The 25143-nt window shown below is 64.3% G+C and carries 24 protein-coding genes; 12 read left to right on the top strand and 12 right to left on the bottom strand.

What is annotated here, in order from left to right; genetic code table 11:
• The first annotated feature begins 85 nt into the window (after window positions 1-85).
• Entirely contained in the window at window positions 86-643 is a 558-nt protein-coding gene (locus AC1DYK_RS30370; protein ID WP_478169692.1) for an acyltransferase, read from the top strand.
• Between the two features lie 88 nt (window positions 644-731).
• On the opposite strand, the gene AC1DYK_RS30375 is transcribed toward AC1DYK_RS30370, so the two are convergent.
• The 7 genes from AC1DYK_RS30375 to AC1DYK_RS30405 form a co-directional block, all read right to left on the bottom strand.
• Window positions 732-2732 (bottom strand): capsular polysaccharide biosynthesis protein, encoded by a 2001-nt coding sequence (locus tag AC1DYK_RS30375; RefSeq protein WP_478169693.1) that lies wholly within the window; start codon window positions 2730-2732, stop codon window positions 732-734.
• A gap of 114 nt (window positions 2733-2846) precedes the next feature.
• A complete protein-coding gene (locus tag AC1DYK_RS30380) occupies window positions 2847-3806 on the bottom strand; it encodes a KpsF/GutQ family sugar-phosphate isomerase (protein ID WP_478169694.1) in 960 nt (319 codons plus the stop codon).
• Window positions 3807-3843: 37 nt separating this feature from the next.
• A complete protein-coding gene (locus AC1DYK_RS30385) occupies window positions 3844-4857 on the bottom strand; it encodes an HAD-IIIA family hydrolase (RefSeq protein WP_478169695.1) in 1014 nt (337 codons plus the stop codon).
• The gene (locus tag AC1DYK_RS30390) at window positions 4782-5138 is read right to left on the bottom strand and encodes a cytidylyltransferase domain-containing protein (protein ID WP_478169696.1); all 357 of its coding nucleotides are present in this window, start codon (window positions 5136-5138) and stop codon (window positions 4782-4784) included. The genes AC1DYK_RS30385 and AC1DYK_RS30390 overlap by 76 nt, the downstream gene beginning before the upstream one ends.
• A 14-nt stretch (window positions 5139-5152) precedes the next feature.
• A complete protein-coding gene (kdsA, locus tag AC1DYK_RS30395; RefSeq protein ID WP_478169697.1) occupies window positions 5153-5992 on the bottom strand; it encodes a 3-deoxy-8-phosphooctulonate synthase in 840 nt (279 codons plus the stop codon).
• A 46-nt stretch (window positions 5993-6038) separates the two neighbouring features.
• A complete protein-coding gene (locus AC1DYK_RS30400) occupies window positions 6039-8372 on the bottom strand; it encodes a capsular polysaccharide export protein, LipB/KpsS family (protein WP_478169698.1) in 2334 nt (777 codons plus the stop codon).
• A 48-nt stretch (window positions 8373-8420) separates the two neighbouring features.
• Window positions 8421-10172, bottom strand: coding sequence for a polysaccharide biosynthesis/export family protein (locus AC1DYK_RS30405; protein WP_478169699.1), 1752 nt, complete (start codon window positions 10170-10172; stop codon window positions 8421-8423).
• A gap of 646 nt (window positions 10173-10818) precedes the next feature.
• Between AC1DYK_RS30405 and AC1DYK_RS30410 the strand changes: the two genes are divergently transcribed.
• Both AC1DYK_RS30410 and AC1DYK_RS30415 read left to right on the top strand, forming a co-directional pair.
• Window positions 10819-10971, top strand: coding sequence for a hypothetical protein (locus AC1DYK_RS30410; protein ID WP_478086492.1), 153 nt, complete (start codon window positions 10819-10821; stop codon window positions 10969-10971).
• Between the two features lie 212 nt (window positions 10972-11183).
• Window positions 11184-13031 (top strand): phosphoenolpyruvate carboxykinase (GTP), encoded by a 1848-nt coding sequence (locus AC1DYK_RS30415; RefSeq protein ID WP_478169700.1) that lies wholly within the window; start codon window positions 11184-11186, stop codon window positions 13029-13031.
• 85 nt (window positions 13032-13116) lie between these two features.
• On the opposite strand, the gene AC1DYK_RS30420 is transcribed toward AC1DYK_RS30415, so the two are convergent.
• Complete coding sequence (locus tag AC1DYK_RS30420; protein ID WP_478086489.1) at window positions 13117-13662, bottom strand: hypothetical protein; 546 nt, start codon at window positions 13660-13662, stop codon at window positions 13117-13119.
• A gap of 107 nt (window positions 13663-13769) precedes the next feature.
• Between AC1DYK_RS30420 and AC1DYK_RS30425 the strand changes: the two genes are divergently transcribed.
• Window positions 13770-14744: a LysR family transcriptional regulator gene (locus AC1DYK_RS30425; RefSeq protein ID WP_478169701.1), complete on the top strand. Its 975-nt coding sequence runs from the start codon at window positions 13770-13772 to the stop codon at window positions 14742-14744.
• A 3-nt stretch (window positions 14745-14747) separates the two neighbouring features.
• Here the strand turns inward: AC1DYK_RS30425 and AC1DYK_RS30430 are convergent, their stop codons facing one another.
• Window positions 14748-14921, bottom strand: coding sequence for a hypothetical protein (locus tag AC1DYK_RS30430; protein WP_478086487.1), 174 nt, complete (start codon window positions 14919-14921; stop codon window positions 14748-14750).
• Window positions 14922-15043: 122 nt separating this feature from the next.
• Between AC1DYK_RS30430 and AC1DYK_RS30435 the strand changes: the two genes are divergently transcribed.
• The 8 genes from AC1DYK_RS30435 to AC1DYK_RS30470 all read left to right on the top strand — a co-directional run bounded on the left by AC1DYK_RS30435 (window position 15044) and on the right by AC1DYK_RS30470 (window position 21057).
• Entirely contained in the window at window positions 15044-15871 is an 828-nt protein-coding gene (locus tag AC1DYK_RS30435) for a metallophosphoesterase (RefSeq protein ID WP_478169702.1), read from the top strand.
• A 63-nt stretch (window positions 15872-15934) separates the two neighbouring features.
• Complete coding sequence (locus AC1DYK_RS30440) at window positions 15935-17164, top strand: nucleoside recognition domain-containing protein (RefSeq protein WP_478169703.1); 1230 nt, start codon at window positions 15935-15937, stop codon at window positions 17162-17164.
• Window positions 17165-17299: 135 nt separating this feature from the next.
• Window positions 17300-17743 carry a flavin reductase family protein gene (locus AC1DYK_RS30445; protein ID WP_478169752.1) on the top strand — a complete coding sequence of 148 codons (444 nt, stop codon included), beginning with the start codon at window positions 17300-17302 and terminating at the stop codon, window positions 17741-17743.
• Window positions 17740-18258 (top strand): BON domain-containing protein, encoded by a 519-nt coding sequence (locus AC1DYK_RS30450; RefSeq protein WP_478169704.1) that lies wholly within the window; start codon window positions 17740-17742, stop codon window positions 18256-18258. Before AC1DYK_RS30445 ends, AC1DYK_RS30450 begins: the two co-directional genes overlap by 4 nt.
• Window positions 18255-19157 carry a DMT family transporter gene (locus tag AC1DYK_RS30455; RefSeq protein ID WP_478169705.1) on the top strand — a complete coding sequence of 301 codons (903 nt, stop codon included), beginning with the start codon at window positions 18255-18257 and terminating at the stop codon, window positions 19155-19157. The genes AC1DYK_RS30450 and AC1DYK_RS30455 overlap by 4 nt, the downstream gene beginning before the upstream one ends.
• On the top strand, window positions 19154-20068 hold the full coding sequence (locus AC1DYK_RS30460) for a glutaminase (RefSeq protein WP_478169706.1): 915 nt from the start codon (window positions 19154-19156) through the stop codon (window positions 20066-20068). Before AC1DYK_RS30455 ends, AC1DYK_RS30460 begins: the two co-directional genes overlap by 4 nt.
• Window positions 20069-20076: 8 nt before the next feature.
• Window positions 20077-20556 (top strand): hypothetical protein, encoded by a 480-nt coding sequence (locus AC1DYK_RS30465; RefSeq protein WP_478086479.1) that lies wholly within the window; start codon window positions 20077-20079, stop codon window positions 20554-20556.
• A 36-nt stretch (window positions 20557-20592) separates the two neighbouring features.
• Entirely contained in the window at window positions 20593-21057 is a 465-nt protein-coding gene (locus AC1DYK_RS30470) for a CopD family protein (RefSeq protein ID WP_478169707.1), read from the top strand.
• A gap of 24 nt (window positions 21058-21081) precedes the next feature.
• Here the strand turns inward: AC1DYK_RS30470 and AC1DYK_RS30475 are convergent, their stop codons facing one another.
• The 3 genes from AC1DYK_RS30475 to AC1DYK_RS30485 form a co-directional block, all read right to left on the bottom strand.
• A complete protein-coding gene (locus tag AC1DYK_RS30475; protein WP_478169708.1) occupies window positions 21082-21972 on the bottom strand; it encodes a LysR family transcriptional regulator in 891 nt (296 codons plus the stop codon).
• A gap of 240 nt (window positions 21973-22212) precedes the next feature.
• On the bottom strand, window positions 22213-23883 hold the full coding sequence (treF, locus tag AC1DYK_RS30480; RefSeq protein WP_478169709.1) for an alpha,alpha-trehalase TreF: 1671 nt from the start codon (window positions 23881-23883) through the stop codon (window positions 22213-22215).
• Window positions 23880-25139: a CaiB/BaiF CoA transferase family protein gene (locus AC1DYK_RS30485; RefSeq protein WP_478169710.1), complete on the bottom strand. Its 1260-nt coding sequence runs from the start codon at window positions 25137-25139 to the stop codon at window positions 23880-23882. Before AC1DYK_RS30485 ends, treF begins: the two co-directional genes overlap by 4 nt.
• Window positions 25140-25143 lie beyond the last annotated feature (4 nt).

Raw genomic sequence — 25143 nt, forward strand, 5'->3', positions numbered from 1 at the left:
AAACTAACCGATCGCTCCGGCCTTCGGCTGACAGGACCTGTGGTGCAGAGGCAAGGCAGTCACGGCGTTCGTCGGAACCCATCAGATGAAGCCAGAAAAGCGACATTTCAACTTAGCCAGGAATGCGACATCTGAACTTGGCCTTGACATCACGCTGGACTTCCGCGGAGACGACAACACGATCAGCATTGAGGACCACGTACTCCTTCGCGGGGGCGTGCTGGTACACGAAGGTTCAAGTGTACGGATCGGTGCCGGAACCAAGTTCCACTGGAATGCGGTACTCGAAGCGAGAGAGGGTACCTGCATCGACATTGGACGCAACTGTTTGATGTCCCAAGTAAGATTGACAACCTCCGACGTGCATTCGGTGTTCGATCTCGATACTCGCCAGCGAATCAACAAGTCGCGAGATATCAAACTCCACGACCATGTGTGGCTTGCGTTCGACGCCCTCGTCTCCAAGGGAAGCGAGATAGGTTGCGATTCAATCGTCGGTGCGAAGGCACTTGTCGCCGGCAGATTTCCCTCGAACTGCGTCATCGCAGGAAATCCCGGCAAGGTCATCAGAGAAGGAGTGACTTGGGACCATCGTTCGCTTGAAGAAATACCGACAGACAGCGCGACTGTCATGCCGCGCTAGGCAATAGTGCAGTGCGCCACTCTGTTCTGTACTTATCCCACGGTGGCCGCGAAAGCTGCCTTGGCTCGCGTGACCTTGGCCGGGATGTTCACCCTCGCCAACTCCGAACCAGGGTTGCCACTTTGCGCCATTGACGGGCCCACTGAGATCCTTGCAGCCTCGCGAGGCCTCCATTGGCTTCGAGCCTGGTGCGCTCCCGCACGATGCCGTGCAGTACGGCTTCGCAGGTCGTGTAGCCGCCAAGCTCCCAGTCCCAATACACCGGGTAATGCACCAGTGCGGCAGCGACCAGTTCGTCCAGACTCAGTGAGCGCCGGCGGCGCGGCATGACGTGTCGGTCCTCCGTCAGGCCCCACCCCGCATAGAAGGGGCGACCGTATACAACCACCTTTTTGTTTCGCAGCAGCGCATCGAAACCCGTCAGAGAGGTCATCGTGTGCACGACATCACACACCTCGATACAGCTAACCACGGACACTGCGGTCTCCACCACATCGGCCAAAGAGTGCGCGGCAGCCCAGGACACCACGCCCGGACGATTCCGCGCCAGCACATCCGGGTGGGGCTTGTAGACGATGAAGGCATTGGGATGCGCCGCTCTCGCCGCCTGAAGCAAGCCCAAGTTGGTCTTGACATCCTCGCATCCGAAGCGAATCGAAGCGTCGTCTTCCACCTGTCCGGGCACGAGCACCACGGGTCGATCGGCGGCATCACCCATGCCCGCCCAGTGAGGGCGCGTTCGGGGTTCGGTGTTGTACTTGGTAATGCCCTCTTCCACGATCAGGCGACGAATGACGCGGGCACGGGCGTGATCGCCCGCAGTGAACCGATGCTCGTTCAACAAGTCTTCAAGTTCGGAAGGGCGGCGCGGGTCAAAGTAGATACCGCGTCCGTCCAGCACCAATGACTGAGGCTTGGTGAGATCGGAGCCCAGCCCCACCGATCGGATGAACCCATCCTCCATGCGCATCGTTCTTGCGCCGCATCGCTCAGCGAGCGCGTCCACGCCGACTGGCGCCAAGTTTCCCCAATGAACGAGGCAGTCGCGCGGACCAGGCTTCAGCTTTTTCAGGGCGCGTGCATTGGGCGCGAACAGCGCTCTGCCGGGTTGCAGCGAAAGCAACGGCCTCACGTTGGCGGCCTTCCATCGTCGGAACCCAATGCACAGCAATCGAGCGTTCTCACCGGACTCAACGAAACGCGCCGCCATTCCTCTCTGGAGGATCAGCCAGTCGATCACATCGAAGATACTGCCGAGCTGGTGAGTGCGCGGATCCAGATAGCGCGTGTAGTGAAAGTAGGCAGCGGCAAACAATTCATCGATCGTGCGCGTCCGACTACGGCGCTCGCAGCGCTGTCGATCCTCTGTCACTCCCCAACCCGCGTACCAAGGCATGCCAAACACTGAAACTGGCTTGCCTGCCAGCAGGGCCTCGAACCCCATCGTGGAGCTCACGACATACACACGATCCATAAGATCGATGAGACTCAACGGATTGATGTCCTGTCGCAGAACGACTGTCCGGTCGTCGTCCTGCACTCCTGTCAAATATCCGCCCTTTCGGCGAGAATTCGCTTCGGGGTGTGTCTTGACGTAGACCGTCGCGCCAGGATTCTCCGCGTACGCGGCCGCCAGCATGTCTGTGAAGGTCTGCGAGTTGGCCCCACCACGCAGCACGCTCATATCACCCGCTGTTTGGTCGACAACCAGCACCCGCTTTGACGCAGGCGAGAATTGCTCTTCACCGGCCGACGGTGCATGGTTGTATTTGCTGAGCCTATGCGCAAGGATGAGCGACTTGGCGCGCGCGACATCGCTGCGAATGTTCTCGAGCAGATCGGCGGACGAAGCCAGCATTCTCTCGAGGGCGGACGGGCGAGTACTGTCGTAGTAGATGCCCTGCGCATCCACCACCAAGGAGAGTTGTGGCGATTCCGCGCCCGGATTGAACGAACGCAGGAATCCGTCCTCCAGCCGCAGCAACGGCAGCCCATGTCGCTCCGCATATTGCTCGGTCCGACGGACGTTGGGCTTGCAACCCCAACCTGCGATGGCACTCAGTGGCGATGCACTCGTAGCATCGCGCATGCGCCCGACCTTTTGACCCAGAAGCGCGGGCAACAAGGCGTTGCCCAGGATTCCCGATGAGAACGCACCGATCACAATATCGTATCGCTCGCCGTGCCGCCGGACCTCGAGACGTCAATGACGCACGGGGCCGTCATCCACGTCATAGATCTGCAGGATGCCCGTCACCTTGCCGTCTTCATCCTTCACCACGAGCGAATTGACCTTGGCCTCACGCATTTTTTCCTCTGCCGCGGAGAACCGCTCTCCCGCGCCCACGACCAACGGATCGCCGGTCATGATCTGGCTCGCGACAAGGGCCAGAGGGTCGTCGCTCTGATCGAAGGCGCGTCGGATATCACCATCAGTGATCAGCCCAAACAACGCGTCGCCATCCATGACCAAGGCCAAGCCGAGGCGACCGCTGCTGATGGTATGTACGACCTCGCGCAATGGTGTCTGAGCGACACACACCGGCAGATTGCCGCTGTGCATGACATCGCCGACTCGGGTGAGCAGACGCCTGCCCAGGCTACCGCCGGGATGAAAGCGAGCGAAGTCCTCTGGCTGGAAGCCACGCAAGGTCGACAGAGCAACGGCCAGTGCGTCTCCCATGACCAAGGTGGCCGTGGTCGAACTCGTGGGCGCCAGATTGTTGCTGCACGCCTCCATGTGTACGGAAACATCCAGGACTGCATCTGCATGATTCGCCAATGTCGACTCGAGGCTGCCTGTCATGGCGATCACACGCATCTTCTGATGCTGCATGAACGGCAGCAGCCGGATCAATTCTTCCGTCTCCCCGCTGTTCGATATCAGCAAAGCGACGTCCATGGATTTCAGCATTCCAAGGTCGCCATGAAAGGCCTCCCCCGGATGAACGAAGAACGAAGGCGTCCCGGTGGAGGCCATCGTTGCAGCAATCTTCTTGCCGATGATTCCAGACTTTCCCATGCCCAGAATGACGACGCGGCCGCGTGCCTCCTGAATGATGCTCACTGCCTTCTCGAAGCTACTACCGAGCCTGCTTGACATGCACTCCAATGCCGCGATTTCGGTTGCGACAACGTTCCTGGCCAGATCCAATGCAGTCATTCAACCGCCCCTTCAAACAGATTCATTGCAGATCACACTATTGCGACATGCCAGCCATCGCCGAGGCAAAGCCGTCGGCCGTCTGGAAGACCTGCTGCTTGCCCTGTGCGAGCAGGATCGCGTCGGCCAACTCTCTAAGAGCACCTTGCCCGCCGCTCAGACTCAAGGTTTTGGAAGCAGCCTGCCTCACGTAGAGCGGCGCATCTGCCACGGCGAAAGACAAGCCACAGACGGCGAAGGCGGGGAGGTCGATACTGTCGTCACCGATGCATGCGGTTTGTTCGACGGTGACTCCCGCCATTGACATGAGCGTCTTGCAAGCCCCCGCCTTGTCGGTGACTCCTAACAGGGACAGAGCAATGCCAAGATCGCAGACCCTTTTGCGAAGCGCTGCAGAGTCACGCCCGGAGAGAACCGCCACCTTCACTCCACTTTTCTCGAGCAATCGGATTCCCAGGCCATCGCGAACATTGAAGCGCTTCAGACACTCGCCGGTAGCGTCGTAGTAAAGCCCCCCATCGGTAAGGACTCCGTCCACGTCTGTTATTACCAGCCGAACGTCGGCAAGGTCCGGCCGATCGCGAACGCACTTGCCGTCCATCAAGGCGCGCACTCGATCCAGACATTCAGGGGTATCAACACCCGGACCGGCGGTCTCGATCCGAAAGGTGCGAATGCGTAGGCCGTCGGCCAACAATCGCAGTTGCTCGAGTTTCTCCGCATGCTCGAGCATCGGCCGAGGCAATGAGGCGTATTTGGCAAGCACGCGCCGCCGGTACGCATAGATGCCCACGTGCTTCAAGTAAGAGGCAGCCTGCTCATCTCGCGGATACGGGACGGGCGCACGAGAGAAATAGAGCGCATCGCCATTGTTCGCGACAACCACCTTGACGGCGTTCGAATTCAGCGCTTCCTGTGCTGTGATGGCGTGGCACAAGGTGCCCACCTCCAAAGTGCCGTCGGCTCGCATCCCTGCTACCAGTGTCTCAATATCGGCCGGCCGCACCATCGGCTCATCGCCTTGCAGGTTGACATAGATATCAGCCGGCAAGGCAACGCAGCCATCACCTCAGTCAAACGGTCGGTGCCTGAAAAGTGCTCGGCAGAAGTCATCACGCAAGTGCCACCAAACCCACGGACGACCGACGCTATGCGCTCGTCTTCTGTCGCCACGCACACCGCGTCAACACCTGACACCTGCATGGCGCGCTCATAGACGTGTTGCACCATCGGCTTCCCCACGATGTCGGCGAGCGGCTTTCCCGGCAGCCGGGTCGACGAATAGCGCGCGGGGATAACGATGGCGAGCTTTTCTCTCGATCTTGAGTTCACGATGCGGTCAGCTATCAGGCGATATCGATCCGAGGAAGCGACTTAACGAGATCATCAAGTGCTTTCATTTGCGTCAGGAAAGGTTCTAACCTGTCAAGGGGCAATGCACTCGGGCCGTCGCACTTGGCATTGTCCGGATCGGGATGCGCTTCCAAGAACAGACCCGCCAAACCCACGGCCAAGCCCGCCCTTGCCAGTTCAACAATTTGTTGCCTGCGCCCACCCGAGGCTGCGCTCATCGAGTCGCGTTGCTGCAATGAATGCGTCACGTCAAAAATAATCGGTATATTTTTGCAGGCATTTTTCATTACATCGAAACCGAGCATATCCACAACCAGATTGTCATATCCAAAAGATGTGCCACGCTCACAAAGAATGAGCTTCTCCCCGCCAGCTTCTTTGAACTTATCCACCACATGGAAAATTTGAGAAGGACTCATGAACTGGGGTTTCTTGATGTTCACTGGTCTTCCCGACCTTGCAAGTGCCACCACAAGATCTGTTTGTCTGGCAAGAAAGGCCGGCAACTGCAACACATCCACTACCGCCGCGACTTCGTTCACCTGCCACGACTCATGAACGTCCGCAATCAAGGGAACATTGAACTCACTCTTAATGTCGGCGAGCATTCGAAGGCCCTCCTGAATTCCAGGTCCCCGATAGGAACGCATAGACGAACGATTGGCCTTGTCGAAGCTCGCCTTAAAGACGTAAGGAATATTCAATTTCCGCGTTACTCTCACATATTCAGCGCACACTCTCATTGAAACATCAACGGACTCCAAGACATTGACTCCTCCAAAGAGGACAAAAGGGCATTCATTTCCAAGGGGAATTGAGTTTAATTCAATCATTCAACGACTCCGACGGGCATTTAACCAAATAATTTTCGCTCCCACCTTATCCACGCCCCTTGAGCACCAAATCCAGTGGAGGGCCTTTTCTCATTAATCCCCCTATTTTTCGAAGTGCAAAAAATCTCGAATCTCGAAGAAACATAATTGGGTTTTCCTTGAGTTTTTTTATTTTTTTTAACGCGCCGGATTTCTCAGGAGGCGCATCCTTTTGAGCACCATCCATGTGGCCGATCAAGTCCTTCTCACTCACTCCTGAAATTCGAGCTGTCGGATCTTTTTCTTTGGGCTTTGGTGAAGATGTCGCAGGCGCCTGTTTTGGCTTGACGAGCTTGATCGCGCCCAGCACGGTGCCATCTGGCGCCCGGTACCTATCAAAAAGAACTGAGTCGTGTGTAACCTGAACCTTCTGGCGAAGCTCCATTTTGAGCTCATCGCAACCCGGCACACGTACGGCGAGATAATTGATTTCGGTGGTTGCCGTCATGAACGAACCATCTTTCCATGGGACTCGCCTCGTCTTGAATTCTGCAAATGAATAAAATTCAAAAACCAAATAATGCAAAAACTGCAAAATCAAATCTCTAGATGGCTTGAATTTCGCAAGCGCATCAATGACATCGTCCGCAGTTCGAACCCCAATTGAAAGTCCATCGTGCCCATACAGCGCTTGCCCCGCATACAGCACGGGCTTCTCGTACACCAACCCAATGACGCCTACGCCAGAATTTATTAACAACACCGCATCCGCGGCATCCGTCAGATCATTGATATGGCCATCATCTAGAAATATGACGCCTGGAAGCTCGGGAGAAACCACCTCCAACGGATGGCGTTTCGCCACCACGACCCAATCTGGCGGGAGGGAAGCAACCGTCTCTCTAACCAGGGAAAGGAAGTTTTCATAACTTTCTATAGGTCCCGAGAGATGATTGATCACGGTGTCTGACGGACGCTGAAGAGGAATGAATAGCATCTTCGCCCCCGCTCTAAGGCCAAGCTTTCGTCGAATACCTGAAGCACCTAGACGTTCTGGCTGTGCTTCGAGATCATCACCTTCTTCCTTGAATATTTTTATATATTCCCCTATTTTTTCAATCTCGCTGTCAGACAGAGGGCGGTGCCATTTTTCGCGTGAGTAGCTTCGACTTTCGCCGTTGAATCCGTTCTCGTCGAAGAAGACAGCTCCTGGAAGAGCGCCTCTCTCGCAAACGATGAACTTCCGGTCGCTCGCCCTGACCGCTCGGTACAGTTCCAACATCTTTTCGCTTGCATACGGATTGTGGAAAATAACCCGATCAATCTCTCTTTCGCGCATAAACGACAAGAGGGTATCCGCGGAAAAAAGATCTTCATTCAATTGAATTAATTCGCCGAACATCGGCGCCACCCATCGGTTGTAGACCCACGGATTGTTCTTGAACAAAATGGACCTACCACGCTCGATTTGAGGCAGCGGATTAGGCTCCTCTCGCCGAGTTCCGAACGCGTGCATCTTTTTCTCGAATATTTTTCTATTCTTTTCCTTGGCCTTGATATAGCGCCCAGTTTCATCGACAGGATGCCATGCGTGAAACATGACAATACCTTTCTGAAATGTCAGATCCCCATACAGGCGATAGACGGCCTTCCATCCTCGATACTCCGATACTTTTTGGAAATTTTTGTAATCGAGCAAGAACTCATCCGGGAGAGGGAACTTCCTTCCCCTCCTAATTGCCCGGCAAGTGAACTCAAGATCCTCGTACCCCCAGCCTTCGAAATCAGGGTCGTTTCCACCACAGGACAAATAGTAATTCCTGTTCCACACCGTGACCGACGTTCCGGTAGAGAACTTCTCTACTCTCGATTTGTCGTTATCCAAGAGCGCTTGGATGTACTTGCTTTTCCGAAGTTCGGCTGGCGCACCAAAGTACTCCTCCGTAGCGTCTTTCGTCAAATAAATTACGCCAAACATCAGAAAGCGTTCAGCAGCCTCATTGACTCCCTGAACTTCGATCTCGTTCAATACATCTCGATAAAAACCGGGATATGGCAAGAGATCCAGATCTTGAAAAAAAATGTACTTGCTCACAACATGCTGTGCAGCAACATTTCTTGCCCGACCTGCTGAGAATATTTTGAGATCGCTGTCGATCCGAAGGTATCTCATCCCAAGTCGATCGCATTCAGTCATGATGTCGACTGCGGCACTCAAAGGTGAGCCGTCATCAACCACGAGCACATCAATGGATGAAGGCAGTTGTGTATCAAGCGACACATAAGAGAGCCTCTGAATTGCGTCCTTCCGATCCGACGAAGCTCGGATGGGAATAATGATCGTCAACAGCATGCTCTCTTCTCTATTTGAAATGCTATTTTTCATGATGATGGGCTTCAATGGGTCGAGTTATTTTCTGGGCTTCAAAAGATGCGGCCGCTTTCGCGCCTAGAGGCCAATAACCACCCGCGCGCTGATCGCAATCTGATAAACAATCTGAATCATTTCCTTCCAGAACTGCCGCTTCTTGTCATCCACCTTCGGCAGCACCAGCACTTGGTCCCCGGGTCGGACGGTCGTGCCGGCGCCATCCGGCGTCTGATCAAAACTGCCATCTCGACGAGCAACGACGATCCGGGTGACGTCGGCGCTCTGCGTGTAGCCGCCCGCACGATCGACGTAGTCCTTGACGCTCATACCGCTCTGGTACGCCACGGCGTTGGGAAAGAGCACCTCGCCACTGACCAGTACCAGACCATCACGCGTCGGCACGCGCAGGATGTCGCCGTTCTCCAGCAACAGGTTGTCGCGCTCCGCGGCCTGCGCAATGACGACCTGGCCCAAGGGCTCGATGCGTCTGGCGCGATCGATCCACTGCAGCGTCAGCTCCGCTTCGGCGCGGCGCAGATTGGCCTCGCCTTCGGACCCGCTGCGCGCGGTCAGCAGCGCGCTCTCCAGGCTGTGCAGCGAGGTTGCAAGCATCTCCTTCTGCCGCTCTTTCACGCTCAACCGGAAGAGCTGGATGCTCTGGCCTTCCGAGCGTTCGTTCAATCTGATCTGCTGCAACAGCGCCCCCATGCGTGTGCCGTAGGGCAGCACGTACTCCTGCGCGCTCATGTGCTCGCCCTCGACCCGCACCGCGATCGTTCCGGGCTTCTTGTCCGCGGTGAATTCGAGTTCGTCGCCGGCCTGCACCGGCACGCCACCCGCCTGCCCGATGGGGTAGTACTCGGTATTGCGCGTGGTTCCGGTGTTGCGGACCACGCGCACGTGCGTGGCCTTGGGGTCGAGCTTTGCGAGACGGGCAAGTTCGGCCACGGTCGGCTGCGCAACGCGCGTGAACTCGAAGCGCTTGGCACTCTCGACCAATCCGCTGACCTTCACCATGCTCTGTCGCGGCTCGACGAAGATCACGTCGCCGTTGCCAAGCTGGTGCAGCGGCATGCTGCCCTTCAGCAGGAAGTCATACAGGTTCACCGACGCCCGCACCTGCGCGCCGCGCTTGACCTGCACATTCAGGAAGGACCCGCGCTCGGGATCGATGCCGCCGGCCTGGTCGAGGAAGTGCAGCAGGCTGTCCATGCTGGTGCCGCTGTAGAGCCCGGGCCGGTACACGAACCCCCCCACAAATACCCGCACCGGCTGCGCCGCAGCCAGGCTGGCGTAGCTGTTGACGTTGGCCCGGAAGACACGGCGCACGGCCGCCGCCACGACGCCCTGCAGTTCCTGGTTGCGCACACCCCGCACGCTCACCGGCCCGACATGCGGCAGGAAGATGTTGCCCTGCGGATCGACGGTGAGCGCCGAGTCGAACTCGAAGGCACCCCACAGGCGCACTTGCAGGCTGTCGCCGCCGGCCACGAGGTAGTCAGGATTGAACTGGGTGGCGCCCGCATTGGCGAATGCGCCGCTGAAGAGTTGCGCGCCGAAGACGTCGCTCTGCAAATTGGCGCGGTAGTCGAAGCCCTGCGGCGTGGTCGGCACCACCCGCGGGGCCGGCGCAGCGGCCGCAGTGCTCCGCGCCGGCGCCGTGGTTTGCAGGGGCTCGACCATGTTGTAGATCACGGAATCGCCGGCGACATCGGTCGCAGTCGGGGCGGGGGCATTCCGATTCAAGCCTTGCGCGGAGGCAGGCCCCGAGAAGGAAACGGCCAACAGGGCCGCAACGGCCAAGCGGCGAAATCCAGACACGAAGTTCATATAAGGGGGCAGGCATCAGTAGCGGGTCTGTTCACACTCCGCGCGCGGACTCGATGCGCAAGCTGACAGCGCAGTGGGGCATCGGGCGACGGGGATCGTTAGCGCCTCGGCACGACCTCTGTGGGAGGACGCCCTGGATCTCGAATCCAGGCAGATCGGGGCGCCGTGTCGCTCAGGGAGGGGACGTCGAGCCCAGACCTGAGCGCAGCGGCAATTGCAAACTCGGTGTTCAGTGAGGACGGAGGAAGCGGAACGGAGGGCACTCGCGTGCAAGATCTGGTGCAGAAAGCCCGAACCTGGATCGTTGGCTCGGCGCATGCGCGCGGTGACTCGCGCCGTCCTCACCAGGCTGAGCATCGCCCATGGAATGCACGCCGTCGTTGTCTAGGAAACTCATGGGCGGTGAGATTAGGATGTGCGCCGCATTCTGTATGCGGTCCCCGAGCCCGAAACCTTCGAGCCATTTCCGCGATTGATGACGAAACTTCTGACCATACCCCTGGTGCCCACTGACTTCGATCATCATCGTTGTCCCCGCACGGAACCGGCAGCGAGGGCCCGGCCACGGGGTCTGGCAACCCCCTAGACCGCGGCCGGCGGACCCAACGGTAAAATGGCCGGAGTCTTGAGAACCCAAGGAATCCCGATGTCCAATCCCACCCCCAACGAGCCCGGCCATGCAGTTGCCGTCGAACCCGACGCGGTCGAGTCGATCGTCCCTCTCATGCCCCTGGTGCTGCCCCTCGTCGGCGGGGTGCTGATGCTCCTTCTGGCCTCCATCGCCATCTACATGGCCTGATTCCGGCGGTCGCCCCGCGGACACCCCGTGTCCCCGTGCCCGCGCGACCTGCCTCAGATCCAGGGGGTGGCCCAAGTGCCGACCCGCCCTGGTCTACCCGGGCTTCCATCCAGCCTCCTCCCTAGACGGAAGCGTTTTTTCCAACGGACTTCGCCCGCCCCATGGCGCCGAGTCCCGTTCGAAAAGACGATTTTCAACTTCGGAGATAGACGATGAACGCACCACTGAAGGGACTCGCCATGCAGGCCCCCTCCTATGTCAAGAACGCGAAGCTGATCGCCTGGGTGGCCGAGATGGCCGCGCTGTGCAAGCCCGCGCGCATCCACTGGTGCGACGGCAGCCAGGAAGAATACGACAGCCTCTGCCAGCAGATGGTCGAAGCCGGCACCCTCAAGCGGCTCAACCCGGCCAAGCGCCCCAACTCCTTCCTCGCCTCTTCCGACCCGAGCGACGTCGCCCGCGTCGAGGACCGCACCTTCATCTGCTCCGCGAAGAAGGAAGACGCCGGCCCGACCAACAACTGGATGGCCCCGGCGGAAATGCGCGCGACGCTGCAGCCGCTGTTCGACGGCTGCATGAAGGGCCGCACGATGTACGTCGTGCCGTTCAGCATGGGCCCGCTCGGCTCGCCGATCGCGCACATCGGCATCGAACTGTCCGACAGCCCCTACGTGGCGGTCAACATGAAGATCATGACCCGCATGGGCCGCGCCGTGTACGACGTGCTCGGCGCCGACGGCGAGTTCGTGCCCTGCGTGCACACGGTCGGCGCGCCGCTGGAAGCCGGCCAGCAGGACGTGGCCTGGCCCTGCAACAAGACCAAGTACATCGTCCACTACCCCGAGACGCGCGAGATCTGGAGCTATGGCTCGGGCTACGGCGGCAATGCGCTGCTCGGCAAGAAGTGCTTCGCGCTGCGCATCGCGTCGAACATGGGCCGCGACGAGGGCTGGCTGGCCGAGCACATGCTGATCCTCGGCGTGACCAACCCGGCCGGCAAGAAGTACCACGTGGCCGCGGCTTTCCCGAGCGCCTGCGGCAAGACCAACTTCGCCATGCTGATCCCGCCGGCCGGCTTCGACGGCTGGAAGGTCACGACCATCGGCGACGACATCGCCTGGATCAAGCCCGGCGCCGACGGCAAACTGCACGCGATCAACCCCGAGGCGGGCTATTTCGGCGTCGCGCCCGGCACCAACATGCAGACCAATCCGAACTGCATGGCCAGCCTCGACCGCGACGTGATCTTCACCAACGTGGCCCTGACGGATGACGGCGACGTCTGGTGGGAAGGCATGGGCGCAGCCCCGGCGCACGCGATCGACTGGCGAGGCTTGGACTGGACGCCCGCGATCGCCAAGGAGACCGGTGCCAAGGCCGCGCATCCGAACGCCCGCTTCACGGTCGCCGCGATCAACAACCCGGCGCTCGACACCGCCTGGGACGACCCGAAGGGCGTCGCGATCGACGCCTTCATCTTCGGCGGCCGTCGCTCGACCACCGTGCCGCTGGTGACCGAGGCCCGCAACTGGGTCGAAGGCGTCTACATGGCAGCGACGATGGGTTCGGAGACGACCGCTGCGGCCGCCGGCCAGCAGGGCGTGGTGCGGCGCGATCCGTTCGCGATGCTGCCCTTCGCCGGCTACAACATGAGCGACTACTTCCAGCACTGGCTGGATCTCGGCAAGAAGCTCGAGGCCTCGGGCGCCCGGCTGCCGAAGATCTACACCACCAACTGGTTCCGCAAGGGCGAGGACGGCAAGTTCGTCTGGCCCGGCTACGGCGAGAACATGCGCGTGCTCAAGTGGATGATCGACCGCATCGAGCAGAAGGCCGAAGGCAGCGAACACGTGTTCGGCGTCAGCCCGCGCTACGAGGACCTCAACTGGACCGGCCTGGACTTCAGCGCCAAGCAGTTCGACACCGTCACCAGCATCGACAAGGCCGCCTGGCAGGCCGAACTGAAGCTGCATGCCGAGCTGTTCGAGCAGCTGGCGCACCATCTGCCCCAGGAACTGCCGGCGACCAAGGCGGCGATCGAGAAGCGCCTCGCGGCCTGAGCCTGAGCCTCTCGCCGCCAATGAAAAAGCCGCCCTCGGGCGGCTTTTTCATTTCATGCAACCGGCCCGGCGGCCGGCGAATCGATCAGTAGTACTGGCCGAGATTCACGCGGCGCATCGCTTCATGCAGCGTCGGGACGCGGACGTCGGCGGAGCGCTGAGCCACACGCTCCAGCGAACGCGCCTTGCCGGCGGCGGGCAGTTCGACCTCGGCGGCCTGCTGGCGCGTGGCGATGGCGTTGAGCTCGCTGAGGATGCGCGGGTCCTGCTTGGCGTAGGCCAGGAACTGCTCGTCCGCGCGCTCGGCGGCGCGCCGCTTGGCGGCACCGCGGGTGGAGGCGATGACGCGAGCAGCCAGCGAACGCGCAGTGCCGGCGAACAGCGCCAGGCCGACGAAGGCCACGCCCCACAGCACCACCCAGGCCAGCATCAGGCCGCCCTCGTCGGTGACCGTCATCAGCCGGTCGGCGACGACCAGCAGGGACGACACGATGGCCGCCAGCAGCAACGCGGCGAGGCCACGGGCGCCATCGAAACCGCGGCGGGCGGCGCGGACGCGGTCGAACGCCGCCTCGGCGCGAACGATGCCGGGGTGGGTTGCGGGCTTGTCAACGTGAATGAAGCTGGTCATGGTGTTCCTCCTGAAAGGACGAGAGGCCGAAGCCGATGCCCTGATATTAGGGGTTACCCTAGTGTTTTGCCACTTTATCCTGTTGATGTTTATCATTCACATCACTTATGGATGTCAACTTTCGCACGCTCGATCTGAACCTGCTTCGCGTGTTCGACGAGGTGATGGCGGAGCGCAATCTCACGCGCGCCGCCCGCAACCTGTCGATCACCCAGCCCGCGGTCAGCAATGCGCTGCGTCGGCTGCGCGAAGTGCTCGGCGATGAACTGGTGCGGCGCGCTGGCGCAGGCGTGGAGCCGACGCCACGGGCACTGGCGCTGTGGCCCACGGTGCGCGACGCGCTGCGACAACTGCAGCACACCCTGGCCCCAGGTGAATTCGATCCCGGCACCGCCGACACCAGCTTCCTGCTGGCGATGGCCGACGCCACGGCCGCCGAGCTGATGCCGGGCCTGATCGGGATCGTCGAGGAGGAAGCCCGGGCGGTGTCGCTGCGCGTGTTGCCGCTGACGACGCGCGATCCGCGGCGGATGCTGGAGCAGGAGGAAGTCGACGTCGCGATCGGCTACTTTCCCGCTGTGATTGCCAGCCTGGCCGCCCGCGGGCAGTCCGGCGTGGGCGCGCCCTTCGAGACGCAGCGGCTCTACGTGGGGCAGTACGTGTGCGTGATGCGCCGCGGCCATCCGCTGGCGGATGCGCCGCTGACGCTCGACAGCTACTGCGCCGCGCGCCACCTGCTGGTGAGCTTCTCGGGCCGGCCCTACGGCTTCATCGACCAGACGCTGGGCGCCATGGGGCGCGAACGGCGCATCGTGGTCACGGTGAACCAGTTCTTCACGGCCGGGCGGGTGGTCGCCAACTCGAACCTGCTGACGGTGATGCCGCGGCACTTCGCGCGCGTGACCGGCATCGACGATCACCTGGTGCTGCGCGAGCTTCCGTTCGACCAGCCGCTGGTGCATGTGGATGCGCTGTGGCATCGGCGCGCCCAGCATGCGCACGCCCACGGGTGGCTGCGGCAGGCGTTGCTGCGCGCTGCGGGGGCGGCGTTCGCCGGCKCGCCGGGCGAGCCGGCGGCTTGACGGTCAGCGGACGACGCTGAGCCAGGCGCTGGCGGCGGCGCGCAGTTCCTGGGCCTGATAGGCATCGAGGCCGGCGCGGCGGTCGGCGCTCTGCATCAGGATGGCGGCCGGACTGTCATCGACAGCCTTGTCGGCCGGGCGGAGAAAACGGGCCACGAGGGCCATGAGCTGAAACATGATGGTGCGCTGCCCAGCGGGCGGCGCCAAGTTGACGATGAATCAAGAATAAGGGTTTTCCCCAATTTATCAAGCCAAAGGTTATGCACAGCACGCATGAAGGCATCGTCTAGACTGCATCCATGAAGCTTCAGTTGCTCTCGGATCTGCACATCGAAGTGCATCCCCAGCTCCAGATCGCCCCGGCGCCTGGCGCCGACCTGCTGGTGCTCGCCGGTGATATCGGCTCCTACCAGGAGGGCTCGCGCCTCGTGGCGCCCGATTTCGGGCTGACCCGCTTTTCGCCGCGCCATGGCTGGCCGGCGCCGGTGATCTATGTCCCGGGCAACCATGAGTACGACAACGCGGATTTCGACGAGGTGCACAGCCGGCTTCGAGAAACCTGCGAGGCGCTGGAGATCGGCTGGCTGGAGCGCGAAACCCGGACGATCGACGGCGTGCGTTTCGTCGGCACCACGCTGTGGGCGGACTTCGACGCGCTGGTCGAACCCTCGGACACGCTGGGCGATGCGCTCAAGAAGCGCGGCAAGGCCGTGCGCGCGGCCAACTTCTATCTGGAGAAAGCCGCCACGATGCGCGCCGGAAACATCTTCCTCGCGGACGAGATGAGGGAACACGCGCTGATCTGCCAGGACTGGCTGCGTAACGAACTTGCCCAGGACTTCGACGGCACGACCGTGGTCATCACGCATTTCGCGCCGACCCTGGCGAGTGCCGATCCGCGCTATGGCCTGAGTCCCGGCACCGCGGGTTTCTGCAATTCGCTGGATGAACTGCTGCCCCGGGCCGATCTCTGGCTGCACGGCCACCTGCATTGCCACTTCGACTACCTGAAGGACGGTTGCCGCGTGGTCGCGAATCCCCTGGGCTACATGGGCAAGGGCGAGCAGGAGGACTTCAGGCCCGACTTGCTGATCGAGGTGCCGCGGCGGCCTGCGCGCGCCGGCTGAACCTGCCCACCCGGGCGCGCGACCGCCCCTATGATCGGCGCGCATTCGCAGCAAGGGATACGCGTGCTCAACGGCTTGTGGCTTGGCTTCTTTCTGACGGCGGCAGTGACGGCGCTCGCGCGCTGGCTGCTCGGCGGCGACGCGACCGTGTTCGCCGCCGTGGTCGAGAGCCTGTTCGCCATGGCCCGGCTCTCGGTCGAGGTGATGGTGCTGCTGTTCGGCACGCTCACGCTGTGGCTGGGCTTCCTGCGCATCGCCGAGGCCGCAGGCATCGTGGACTTGCTCGCCCGGCTGCTGGCGCCGTTGTTCCGCCGCCTGATGCCCGAGGTGCCGGCCGGGCATCCGGCGCTCGGGCTGATCACGCTCAACTTCGCGGCCAACGCGCTCGGGCTGGACAACGCGGCGACGCCGATCGGGCTCAAGGCGATGCGCGAATTGCAGACGCTGAATCCGAGCGCGACGACCGCGAGCAATGCGCAGATCCTGTTCCTGGTGCTCAACGCCTCGTCGCTGACGCTGCTGCCGGTCACGATCTTCATGTACCGCGCGCAGCAGGGCGCGGCCGATCCGACGCTGGTGTTCCTGCCGATCCTGCTGGCGACCAGCGCGTCGACCGTGGTCGGGCTGCTGTCGGTGGCCTTCATGCAGCGCCTGCGGCTGTGGGACCCGGTGGTGCTGGCCTATCTGCTGCCCGGCGCGTTGCTGCTCGGCGGCTTCATGGCGCTGCTGGCCACCCTCTCGGCCGCAGCCCTGGCCTCGCTCTCCTCGCTACTCGGCAACCTCACGCTGTTCGGGCTGATCGTCGGCTTCCTGCTGGTCGGGGCGCTGCGGCGGATCAGGGTCTACGAATGCTTCGTCGAAGGTGCCAAGGAGGGCTTCGACGTCGCGAAGAACCTGCTGCCCTACCTGGTCGCGATGCTGTGCGCGGTCGGCGTGCTGCGCGCCTCGGGCGCGCTCGACCTGGCGCTCGAAGGCATCCGTTGGGCCGTCGGGCACACCGGCTGGGACACGCGCTTCGTCGACGCGCTGCCGACCGCGCTGGTCAAGCCCTTCTCGGGCAGCGCGGCACGCGCGATGCTGATCGAGACCATGCAGAGCCAGGGCGTCGACAGCTTCCCGGCGCTGGTCGCGGCCACCATCCAGGGCAGCACCGAAACGACTTTCTATGTGCTGGCGGTCTACTTCGGCGCGGTCGGGCTCCAGCGGGCGCGCCATGCCGTGGGCTGCGCGCTGCTGGCGGAACTGGCGGGCGTGATGGCGGCCATCGCGGTCGGCTACTGGTTCTTCGGTTGAACGGCTGAGCCGGCGGCAGCGACCTCGCGCCCGATCGGCCAAAATGGGCCTCCAACTGCCCGCTCTTCCGTGACCGCACCCGCCCAGGCGCAACCGCCCTCCTTCTCCCTCGACGAGTTCCGTGCATCGCTCGGCATGTTCGCCACCGGCGTGACCATCGTCACGGCGCGCGCCGCCAACGGCGCGCTGGTCGGCCTGACGGCCAACTCCTTCAACTCGGTCTCGCTCGACCCCCCGCTGGTGCTCTGGAGCCTGGCACGCAGCGCGGCATCGATGGCGGCCCTGCGAACCGGCTCGCACTACGCGATCAACATCCTCTCCGCCAGCCAGAAGAGCCTGGCGGAGCGCTTCGCGACCAAGAACGTCGATCGCTGGCGCGAGGTCGCCTACACCGAGGGCATCGGCGGTGCGCCGGTGCTGGTGGGCGCGGCGGCCAGCTTCGAGTGCTTCAACCGCAGCCGCTACGACGAGGGCGACCACGTGATCTTCGTCGGCGAGGTCGAGCGCTGCACGCACAGCGCGGGCGCCTCGCCGCTGCTGTTCCACGGCGGGCGCTTCTACACGGAGCATCCGCTTTGAAGGCGGCGCCGGCGGTGCTGCTGGCGGTGGCGTGCGCGGTCGAAGCCGCGGCGGCGCAGGAAGCACCGAAGCCCGAGAAGCAGAACTGGTTCGACGACCCGTTCTTCCAGGTGTCTTCGGGCATGCGCAATTGCCCGGTTCCGGAAGGCCCGTTGATGACCGCCGAGGAACGGCGCGCGCAAATGCACTCGCGCCTGGAGCGCGGCACCAGCTGCTGGCTGGCCGGCCGCTGCGCCGACAGCAACGCCTACCGCTACGACAAGGCGCTGGCGCCCCGGGTGCAGGCGGCCCTGGCGGCGGTGCCGGGCGTGCGGCGCGGCAGCGTCTGGGTCGTGATCCAGCGCCGCTGGGTGTACCTGCAGGGCTGCGTCCCCTCGCGCGAACTGGCCGCGGCGCTGGACCGCGCCGCGCGCACGGTGCCCGATGTGGAGGTGGTGCTGCCCAACCTGATGATCGGCACGCGCGGCCGCCCGCCCTACCCGAAACGCGACGCACTGAACAAACAAGAAGAATGATCGAACGCAAGCACCACCTCGACCCTCGCGCCACCTCCCTGCTCATCGCCTGCTGCGCCTTCTGGGGCTTGCAGCAAATCCTGATCAAGACCACGGTCACCGAAGTGCCCCCGCTGTGGCAGGCCTCGATCCGCATGGCGGGTGCGGTGGTGCTGCTCTGGGCCTGGTGCGCCCGGCGCGGCGTGCCGCTGTTCGAGCGCGACGGCACGCTGCCGGGCGGGCTGCTCGCGGGCGCGCTGTTCGCGGGCGAGTTCGTCTGCATCTACCTCGGGCTCCAGCTCACGACGGCGTCGCGGCTCACGGTGTTTCTCTATACCTCGCCCTTCGTGGTGGCGCTGCTGCTGCCGCGCTGGGTGCCGGCCGAGCGGCTGCACGGCCTGCAGTGGGTGGGGCTGGCGATCGCCTTCGCGGGCGTGGTGCTGGCCTTCAGCGAGAGCTTCGGCCACAGCACCTCGGCCCAGTTGCGCGGCGATGCGCTGGCACTCACCGGCGGCGTGCTGTGGGGGCTGACCACCCTGGCGATCCGCGCCACCCGGCTCGCCACCGCCAGCGCCGAGAAGACGCTGTTCTATCAAATCGCGGTGACCGCAGCGGTCTCGCCGCTCCTGTCGCTGCTGCTCGGCGAGCGCTGGAGCTTCACCTACTCGGCCTATGCCTGGTTCTCGATCGCGCTGCAGACCGTGATCGGCGCCTTCGCGAGCTACCTGGCCTGGATGTGGCTGCTGCGCCACTATCCGGCCACGCGCATCTCCTCCTTCACTTTCCTGACGCCGCTGCTCGCGCTGGTGTTCGGCGTGCTGCTGCTCTCGGAGCCGCTGACGCTGCAGCTGCTGCTGGCGCTGACCGGCGTGGCGCTCGGCATCGTGCTGGTGAACCGGCGGCCCGGAGCGCAGGCATGAACTTCCAGCCGGTGCTCGATGCCATCGACGCCGAACTGCGTCCGCTGCTCGGCGCGGAGGGCCAGGTCGCCAGCTACATCCCGGCGCTGGCGCGGGTGCCGGCGCAGCAGTTCGGCATTGCGCTCAGGACCTGCGACGGCCAGGAGGCCTCGGCCGGCGACGCCGCCACGCCGTTCTCGATCCAGAGCATCTCGAAGCTGTTCACGCTGACGCTCGCGATGCGGCGCCTGGGCGACGTGCTGTGGGAGCGGATCGGCCGCGAGCCTTCGGGCAATCCCTTCAATTCGCTGGTGCAGCTGGAACACGAACAGGGCCGGCCGCGCAACCCCTTCATCAACGCGGGCGCGATCGCGGTGGCCGATCGGCTCGTGAGCCTGGGCCACGCCAAGGCCGACCTGCTTGCGCTGATGTCCGAGCTCTGCGGCGAGCCGATCGCCTACGACGAGGAAGTGGCCGCCTCCGAGGCCGTGACCGGCTTTCGCAACATCGCGCTGGCCAACTTCATGAAGAGCTTCGGCAAGATCGACAACGACGTGCGCGAAGTGCTCAGCCTGTACTTCCACCAGTGCGCGATCCGCATGAGCTGCCGGCAGCTGGCGCGCGCCGCCGGTTTCCTGTGCCGCGACGGCGCCCATCCGATCGACGGCGAGCCCGAGATCACGACCGAGCGGCACGCGCGCCGCATCAATGCGCTGATGCTGACCTGCGGCACCTACGACGCCGCCGGTGACGTCGCCTTCTCGATCGGCCTGCCGTGCAAGAGCGGCGTCGGCGGCGGCATCGTTGCCGTGGTGCCGGACAAGCTGACACTGTGCGTCTGGTCGCCGGCGCTCGATGCCACCGGCAATTCGCTGCTGGGGCTCAAGGCGCTCGAGCTGTTCACGGCCCGCACCGGACTTTCCATTTTTTGAATGCTCTCATGACAGACACCGACACTGCCCCTCCGATCCAGCAAGCCACCCTCTGGAGCGACGAGCTCTGGACCGCGCGCGTGATCAAGAACGAAGACGACGACGGCTGGGCCGTCGCGATGACGCGCCACGGCGATCCGGAGCCCGCGCTGGTCGGTCCCTGGACCATGGGGCGCGACAAGAAGAATCCCAAGCCGCTCGATGCGCCGGCCTTTCACACGCTGGTGAAGACCGCCAACGAAGTGCTGCGCCGCCATGAGCAGCAGCTGCATGCGCGACTCAACAAGAGCGTCAGCGTCGGTGCGGGATCGGAACGCATCCGCGTGTCGCTGCAGATCGTGCCCGACGAGGACAATCCGCACGCGATGCTGCGGGCGCACGACGAATCCGGCAGCGAGCTGGCCGAACTGCGCGTGAAACCGGACTTCAAGCTCAACGCCGCCAGCGCCGAGGCCTGGATCGACAGCGGCTTCCAGAAGCCGCGCTGAAGACAAGGGCATCGGCGTTCTCGTCTACGCTTCGCCATGCACTTCCTTCCTGCCCTCCTGCTGTTCCTCCACCTGCTCGCCGCCGCCTTCTGGGTCGGCGGCATGGCCGTGATGCATTTCGCGGTACGGCCTTCGGCGGTGGCGACGCTCGAACCGCCGCTGCGCCTGCCGTTCATGGCAGCCACGCTGGCTCGCTTCTTCGTCGGCGTGTCGTCCGCCATCGGCGTGCTGCTCGCGAGCGGCCTGCTGCTGGTCTGGCAGGCGGGCGGTTTTGCGCGCGTGCACTGGAGCGTGCACGCGATGTTCGCGGTCGGACTGGCGATGATGGCCTTGTTCCTGCACCTGCGCTTCGCGCCCTTTCCGCGGCTCGTGCGCGCGGTGGCGGCGCGCGAATGGCCGGTGGCGGCCGCCAACCTCAATCTGATCCGCAAGCTGGTCGGCGTGAACCTGATGCTCGGCGTGGCCGTGTTCGCGCTGGCGGTGGTCGGCCGGGCGCTGTGAAACGCGCCCTGCCGGGGGTCACGCCTAGCGCTGGCTGAACGTCGCGAGAATCTGCAGCACGCTCTCGGTGGCGCCGTCGAGTGCCGCGCGCGGCCGATGGGCGATGCCCAGCCGGCGTGTCAGCGTCGGCCGCAGCGGCAGCATGCGCATGCGTTCGTCGAGCGGGTTGTCGCTGGCCGGCAGCACGGGCAGCACCGCGGCGCCGTAGCCCGCGGCCACCAGGCTGCGCATCGCGGCGTCGTAGTTGAGCTCGATGCGCGGCCGCGGCGCCKCGCCCGCGGCCGCGAACCACTCGGTCGTGAGCCGGTACATGTGGGTGCTGGCGTCGTTGGCGATCAGCGGCTGCTGGGCCAGCCATTTCGGCGTCGCGCGCTGCGGCGACTTCCACTTGCGCGGCACGAAGGCCATCATCGGCTGGTCGCGCCAGCGCGTGACCACCAGGTCGCGCAACGGCGGCTGCGGCATCGCCACCAGGCCGATGTCGAGCGTGCCCGTGGCGAGCCGGGACATCGCTTCGTTTGAGCCCAGGATGCTGACCTCGACATCGATGCCCGCATGACGCTCCTCGAGCGCTTCGAGCACCTGCGGCAGCAGGTCGACCACCACGCCGGTGGACGTGCCCAGGCGCACCCGCCCGGTCCGCCCCTCGGCCTGGCGCCGCACCGCGGCGACCGCCTCGTCGGCATCGCGCAGCAGCTGGCGGGCGCGCTCGACCAGCGCAGCCCCGGCCGCGGTCGGCGCGATCCGGCGGCTGCCGCGCACCACCAGCTTCGCGCCGAGCCGGGATTCCAGCTCGCTGACGTGCAGGCTGACGGTGGGCTGCGCGAGGTGCAAAGCCCGGGCCGCGGCGGAGAAGCTGCCGAGGTCGGCGATCGACACCAGGGTGCGCAGTTGGTCGAGGTTGAGTTGCCGCATCAGGAAAGCTGATTGGAGGTGACAGGATTCTCAACTTCCACAATAGCATGCGGGCTTGCAAGATGGCTTCCTATTCAAGGAGCCACGCCATGCCGTCGACCCGGTCCGCCTTCGTCACCCGCCTGTTCGACGGGGTTCGCGCGCTGCGCCGCTGCCGGCTGGACCAGCGCCAGCTGCGCTCGATGAGCGAGCTCGAGCTGCGCGACCTGGGCGTGGGCCGCAGCGAGATCCCTTGGTTGCTCAGCGATGCTGCGGCACCGCCGCGTGCGCCACGCAGCCATGCGCGGTGTGCTGCGGATGCTCGGCCAGCAATGCGGCCGTGACGCCGTTGGTCCAGCCGAAGCCGTCCTGCAGCGGGTACTCGCCACCGGCGCCGCCTGCGGTGTCGTCGCGCTCGACGCGCCGCAGGGCGTACTTCTCGACCAGCTTGCCTTCGCGCTCGTAGAGCGCGGCAACGGTCGCGAGCCAGCGCCTGGCGATGGTGCGCGACAGCGCCTCGTGGCCGTAGTCGGCCAGCCCCCGGACCGCCATCCACTGCAGCGCCGCCCAGCCATTGGGGCGGTCCCACTGCTGGTCGCTGCCGCACTCGGTGGTCGACAGCCCGCCATGCGCCAGCAGCCGCTGCGACAAGGTCTCGGCCAGCGCCTCGGCCTGGGCAGCGGTCGCGACGCCGACGAACAGTGGCACCACGCTGGCGGCGGTCAGGCAGCTGCGGCGCACGCCCTGGCGCCAGTCGTGGTCGAAGAAGGCGCCCTGCCGCGGGTCCCAGAAGAGCTCGCCGATCGCGGCCCGGCGCGCCTCGGCTTGCTGCGAACAGGCCCGCGCGGCGGCGGCGTCGCCGGCCTGCGCGCTCAAGGTGGCGAGCGTGCATTCGAGCTTGTGCAGGAACGCGTTCAGGTCGACCGGCAGGATGTCGGTGGTGCACAGCGTGGCCAGCGAGGCGGCCGTGGCGGCGCGCACGTGGGCGCAGGGCTGCCCGTCGCTCGGCGGCGATGGCTCGCGCATCCAGCGGGTGCTGAAGTCCCAGCCCGACTCGCAGGCCGCGCGGATCTCACGGTAGATCAGGGCCGGCTCGCGATCGCAGGCCTGCGCCGTGGCCGCGTCTTCGATCCACGACTCCTCGCGCGGCGTGTCGCGCTCGGCCCAATAGCGATTGAGCAGGGCGCCGCCGGGCAGCCGCACCACGTGCCGGCTCGCTTCTCCCGGCGCCAGGCCCTCGCTGCCGGCCATCCACCAGGCATGCTCGCGCCGCAGCTGCGGCAGGAAGTCGCGCGCGTCGACCGCGCCCTGCTGCTGCGCGAGTTCGACCATCAGCGCAAACACGGGGGGCTGCGAGCGACCCAGGTAGTAGCTGCGCGTGCCGTTCGGCACATGGCCATAGGTGTCGATCAGGTAGGCGAAATTCTCGACCATGTCGCGCACCAGCGGCCGATGCCGCTCGCCGGGCAGGCCCAGCAGCGTGAAGTAGGAATCCCAGTAGTAGAGCTCGCGGAAGCGTCCGCCCGGCACCAGGTACGGATGGGGCAGCTGCAGCAGCGAGGAGCGCGGCGGATGCGCCTGGGGATGCCGCGTCAGCACCGGCCACAGGTCGTCGATGTGCGCCGCGATCGGCTGTCCCGGAACCGACACGTAGTCGCTAGGCGCCGGCTCGACCAGCTCGAAGCTCGCCTGCACGAAGGCCGCGAGATCGAAGCCGGGTTCGCCGCACTGCGCCCTGTAGGCCGCCAGGATGGCTTCCGGCTCGGCGCGTGGCGCGCAATCGACGAAGGTCTTGCTGTCGGTGAAGACGCGCCCCGACTGGACCGCGACGAAAAGCTCCTGGTAGCGGTCGGCCGGCGTCAGCGTGTCGGGTGCGGGCGCAGCCGCGGCGCGCGTCGAGCGCTCCGCGGTGGAAGCGCCCGGCGCGGTCACACCACGCCCGCCGCCCGCAGCGCTGCGCGCCTGGCTTCGTCGATGCCGAACTCGGCCAGCACCTCGTCGGTGTGCTGACCGAGCGCGGGTGGCGCCCGGCGCAGCACCGGGGGCGTGGCCTGCAGCCGCAGCGGGCTGGCCACGCCGACGATGTGCGCGATGCCGTCGTCGGCGTCGCGCGGCAGGCTCACGGCCAGGCCGCGCGCCTTGACCTGGTCGTCCTCGAAGGCCTGGGCGATGTCATTGATCGGGCCGCAGGGCACGGCCTTGTCCTCGAGCAGCGCGATCCAATCGGCCGTGCTGCGCGTGCGGGTCACGGCCTCCATCTGCGGGATCAGCACCTCGCGGTGCTTGACGCGCAGCGTGTTGGTGGCGAAGCGCGGATCGGCGGCCCACTCCGGATGGCCGGCGGCTTCGCAGAAGCGCGCGAACTGGCCGTTGTTGCCGATCGCCAGCAGCATCGCGCCGTCGGCTGTGCGGAAGTCCTGGTAGGGCGCCAGGCTCGGATGGCTGTTGCCCTGGCGCTGCGGCGCCACGCCGGTATTGAGGAAGGCGCTGGCCTGATTGGCCAGGATCGCCATGCCGACGTCGAGCAGCGCCATGTCGATGTGCTGGCCCTCTCCGGTGCGGTGCCGGACCTCGATCGCGGCCAGGATCGCGGTGCTCGCATAGACGCCGGTGAAGAGGTCGGTCAGCGCGACGCCGACCCGCAGCGGTCCGCCGCCGGGCGCCTCGTCGGGCCGGCCGGTGATGCTCATCATGCCGGTGGTGGCCTGGATCATCAGGTCGTAGCCGGCCCGCATGGCATGCGGGCCGTCGTGGCCGAAGCCGGTGACGCTGCAGTAGATGAGGCGCGGATTGGCGGCGCGCAGGCTCTCATGGTCGAGGCCGTACTGCTTGAGGCCGCCGGTCTTGAAGTTCTCGACCAGGATATCGCTCTCGGCCGCCATGCGCTTGAGCAGCGCCTGGCCGTCGGGCGTGGCCATGTCGATCGTGACCGAGCGCTTGTTGCGGTTGCAGGCCGTGAAGTAGGTGGCCTGGTGGGTGTCCTGGCCGTCCGCATCCTTGAGGAAGGGCGGACCCCAGCTGCGCGTGTCGTCGCCGACGCCCGGCCGCTCGATCTTGATCACGTCGGCTCCCAGGTCCGCGAGGATCTGGGTGCACCACGGGCCCGCGAGCACGCGCGACAGGTCGAGGACCTTGAGGCCCGCGAGGGCGCCTTCTGAAGAAGGGGAGGAAGAAGAGGACATGTTCATGAGA

The sequence above is a fragment of the Variovorax sp. P2_H12 genome (genome assembly GCF_056403395.1).

Coding starts and splice junctions, on each gene's coding strand:
- AC1DYK_RS30415 (WP_478169700.1), top strand. CDS start 11,184: ATGAACGCACCACTGAAGGGACTCGCCATGCAGGCCCCCTCCTATGTC.
- AC1DYK_RS30485 (WP_478169710.1), bottom strand. CDS start 25,139: ATGAACATGTCCTCTTCTTCCTCCCCTTCTTCAGAAGGCGCCCTCGCG.
- AC1DYK_RS30420 (WP_478086489.1), bottom strand. CDS start 13,662: ATGACCAGCTTCATTCACGTTGACAAGCCCGCAACCCACCCCGGCATC.
- AC1DYK_RS30470 (WP_478169707.1), top strand. CDS start 20,593: ATGCACTTCCTTCCTGCCCTCCTGCTGTTCCTCCACCTGCTCGCCGCC.
- AC1DYK_RS30405 (WP_478169699.1), bottom strand. CDS start 10,172: ATGAACTTCGTGTCTGGATTTCGCCGCTTGGCCGTTGCGGCCCTGTTG.
- AC1DYK_RS30375 (WP_478169693.1), bottom strand. CDS start 2,732: ATGCGCGATGCTACGAGTGCATCGCCACTGAGTGCCATCGCAGGTTGG.
- AC1DYK_RS30445 (WP_478169752.1), top strand. CDS start 17,300: ATGTTCGCCACCGGCGTGACCATCGTCACGGCGCGCGCCGCCAACGGC.
- AC1DYK_RS30430 (WP_478086487.1), bottom strand. CDS start 14,921: ATGTTTCAGCTCATGGCCCTCGTGGCCCGTTTTCTCCGCCCGGCCGAC.
- kdsA (WP_478169697.1), bottom strand. CDS start 5,992: ATGATTGAATTAAACTCAATTCCCCTTGGAAATGAATGCCCTTTTGTC.
- AC1DYK_RS30460 (WP_478169706.1), top strand. CDS start 19,154: ATGAACTTCCAGCCGGTGCTCGATGCCATCGACGCCGAACTGCGTCCG.
- AC1DYK_RS30380 (WP_478169694.1), bottom strand. CDS start 3,806: ATGACTGCATTGGATCTGGCCAGGAACGTTGTCGCAACCGAAATCGCG.
- AC1DYK_RS30370 (WP_478169692.1), top strand. CDS start 86: ATGAAGCCAGAAAAGCGACATTTCAACTTAGCCAGGAATGCGACATCT.
- AC1DYK_RS30465 (WP_478086479.1), top strand. CDS start 20,077: ATGACAGACACCGACACTGCCCCTCCGATCCAGCAAGCCACCCTCTGG.
- AC1DYK_RS30435 (WP_478169702.1), top strand. CDS start 15,044: ATGAAGCTTCAGTTGCTCTCGGATCTGCACATCGAAGTGCATCCCCAG.
- AC1DYK_RS30455 (WP_478169705.1), top strand. CDS start 18,255: ATGATCGAACGCAAGCACCACCTCGACCCTCGCGCCACCTCCCTGCTC.
- AC1DYK_RS30410 (WP_478086492.1), top strand. CDS start 10,819: ATGTCCAATCCCACCCCCAACGAGCCCGGCCATGCAGTTGCCGTCGAA.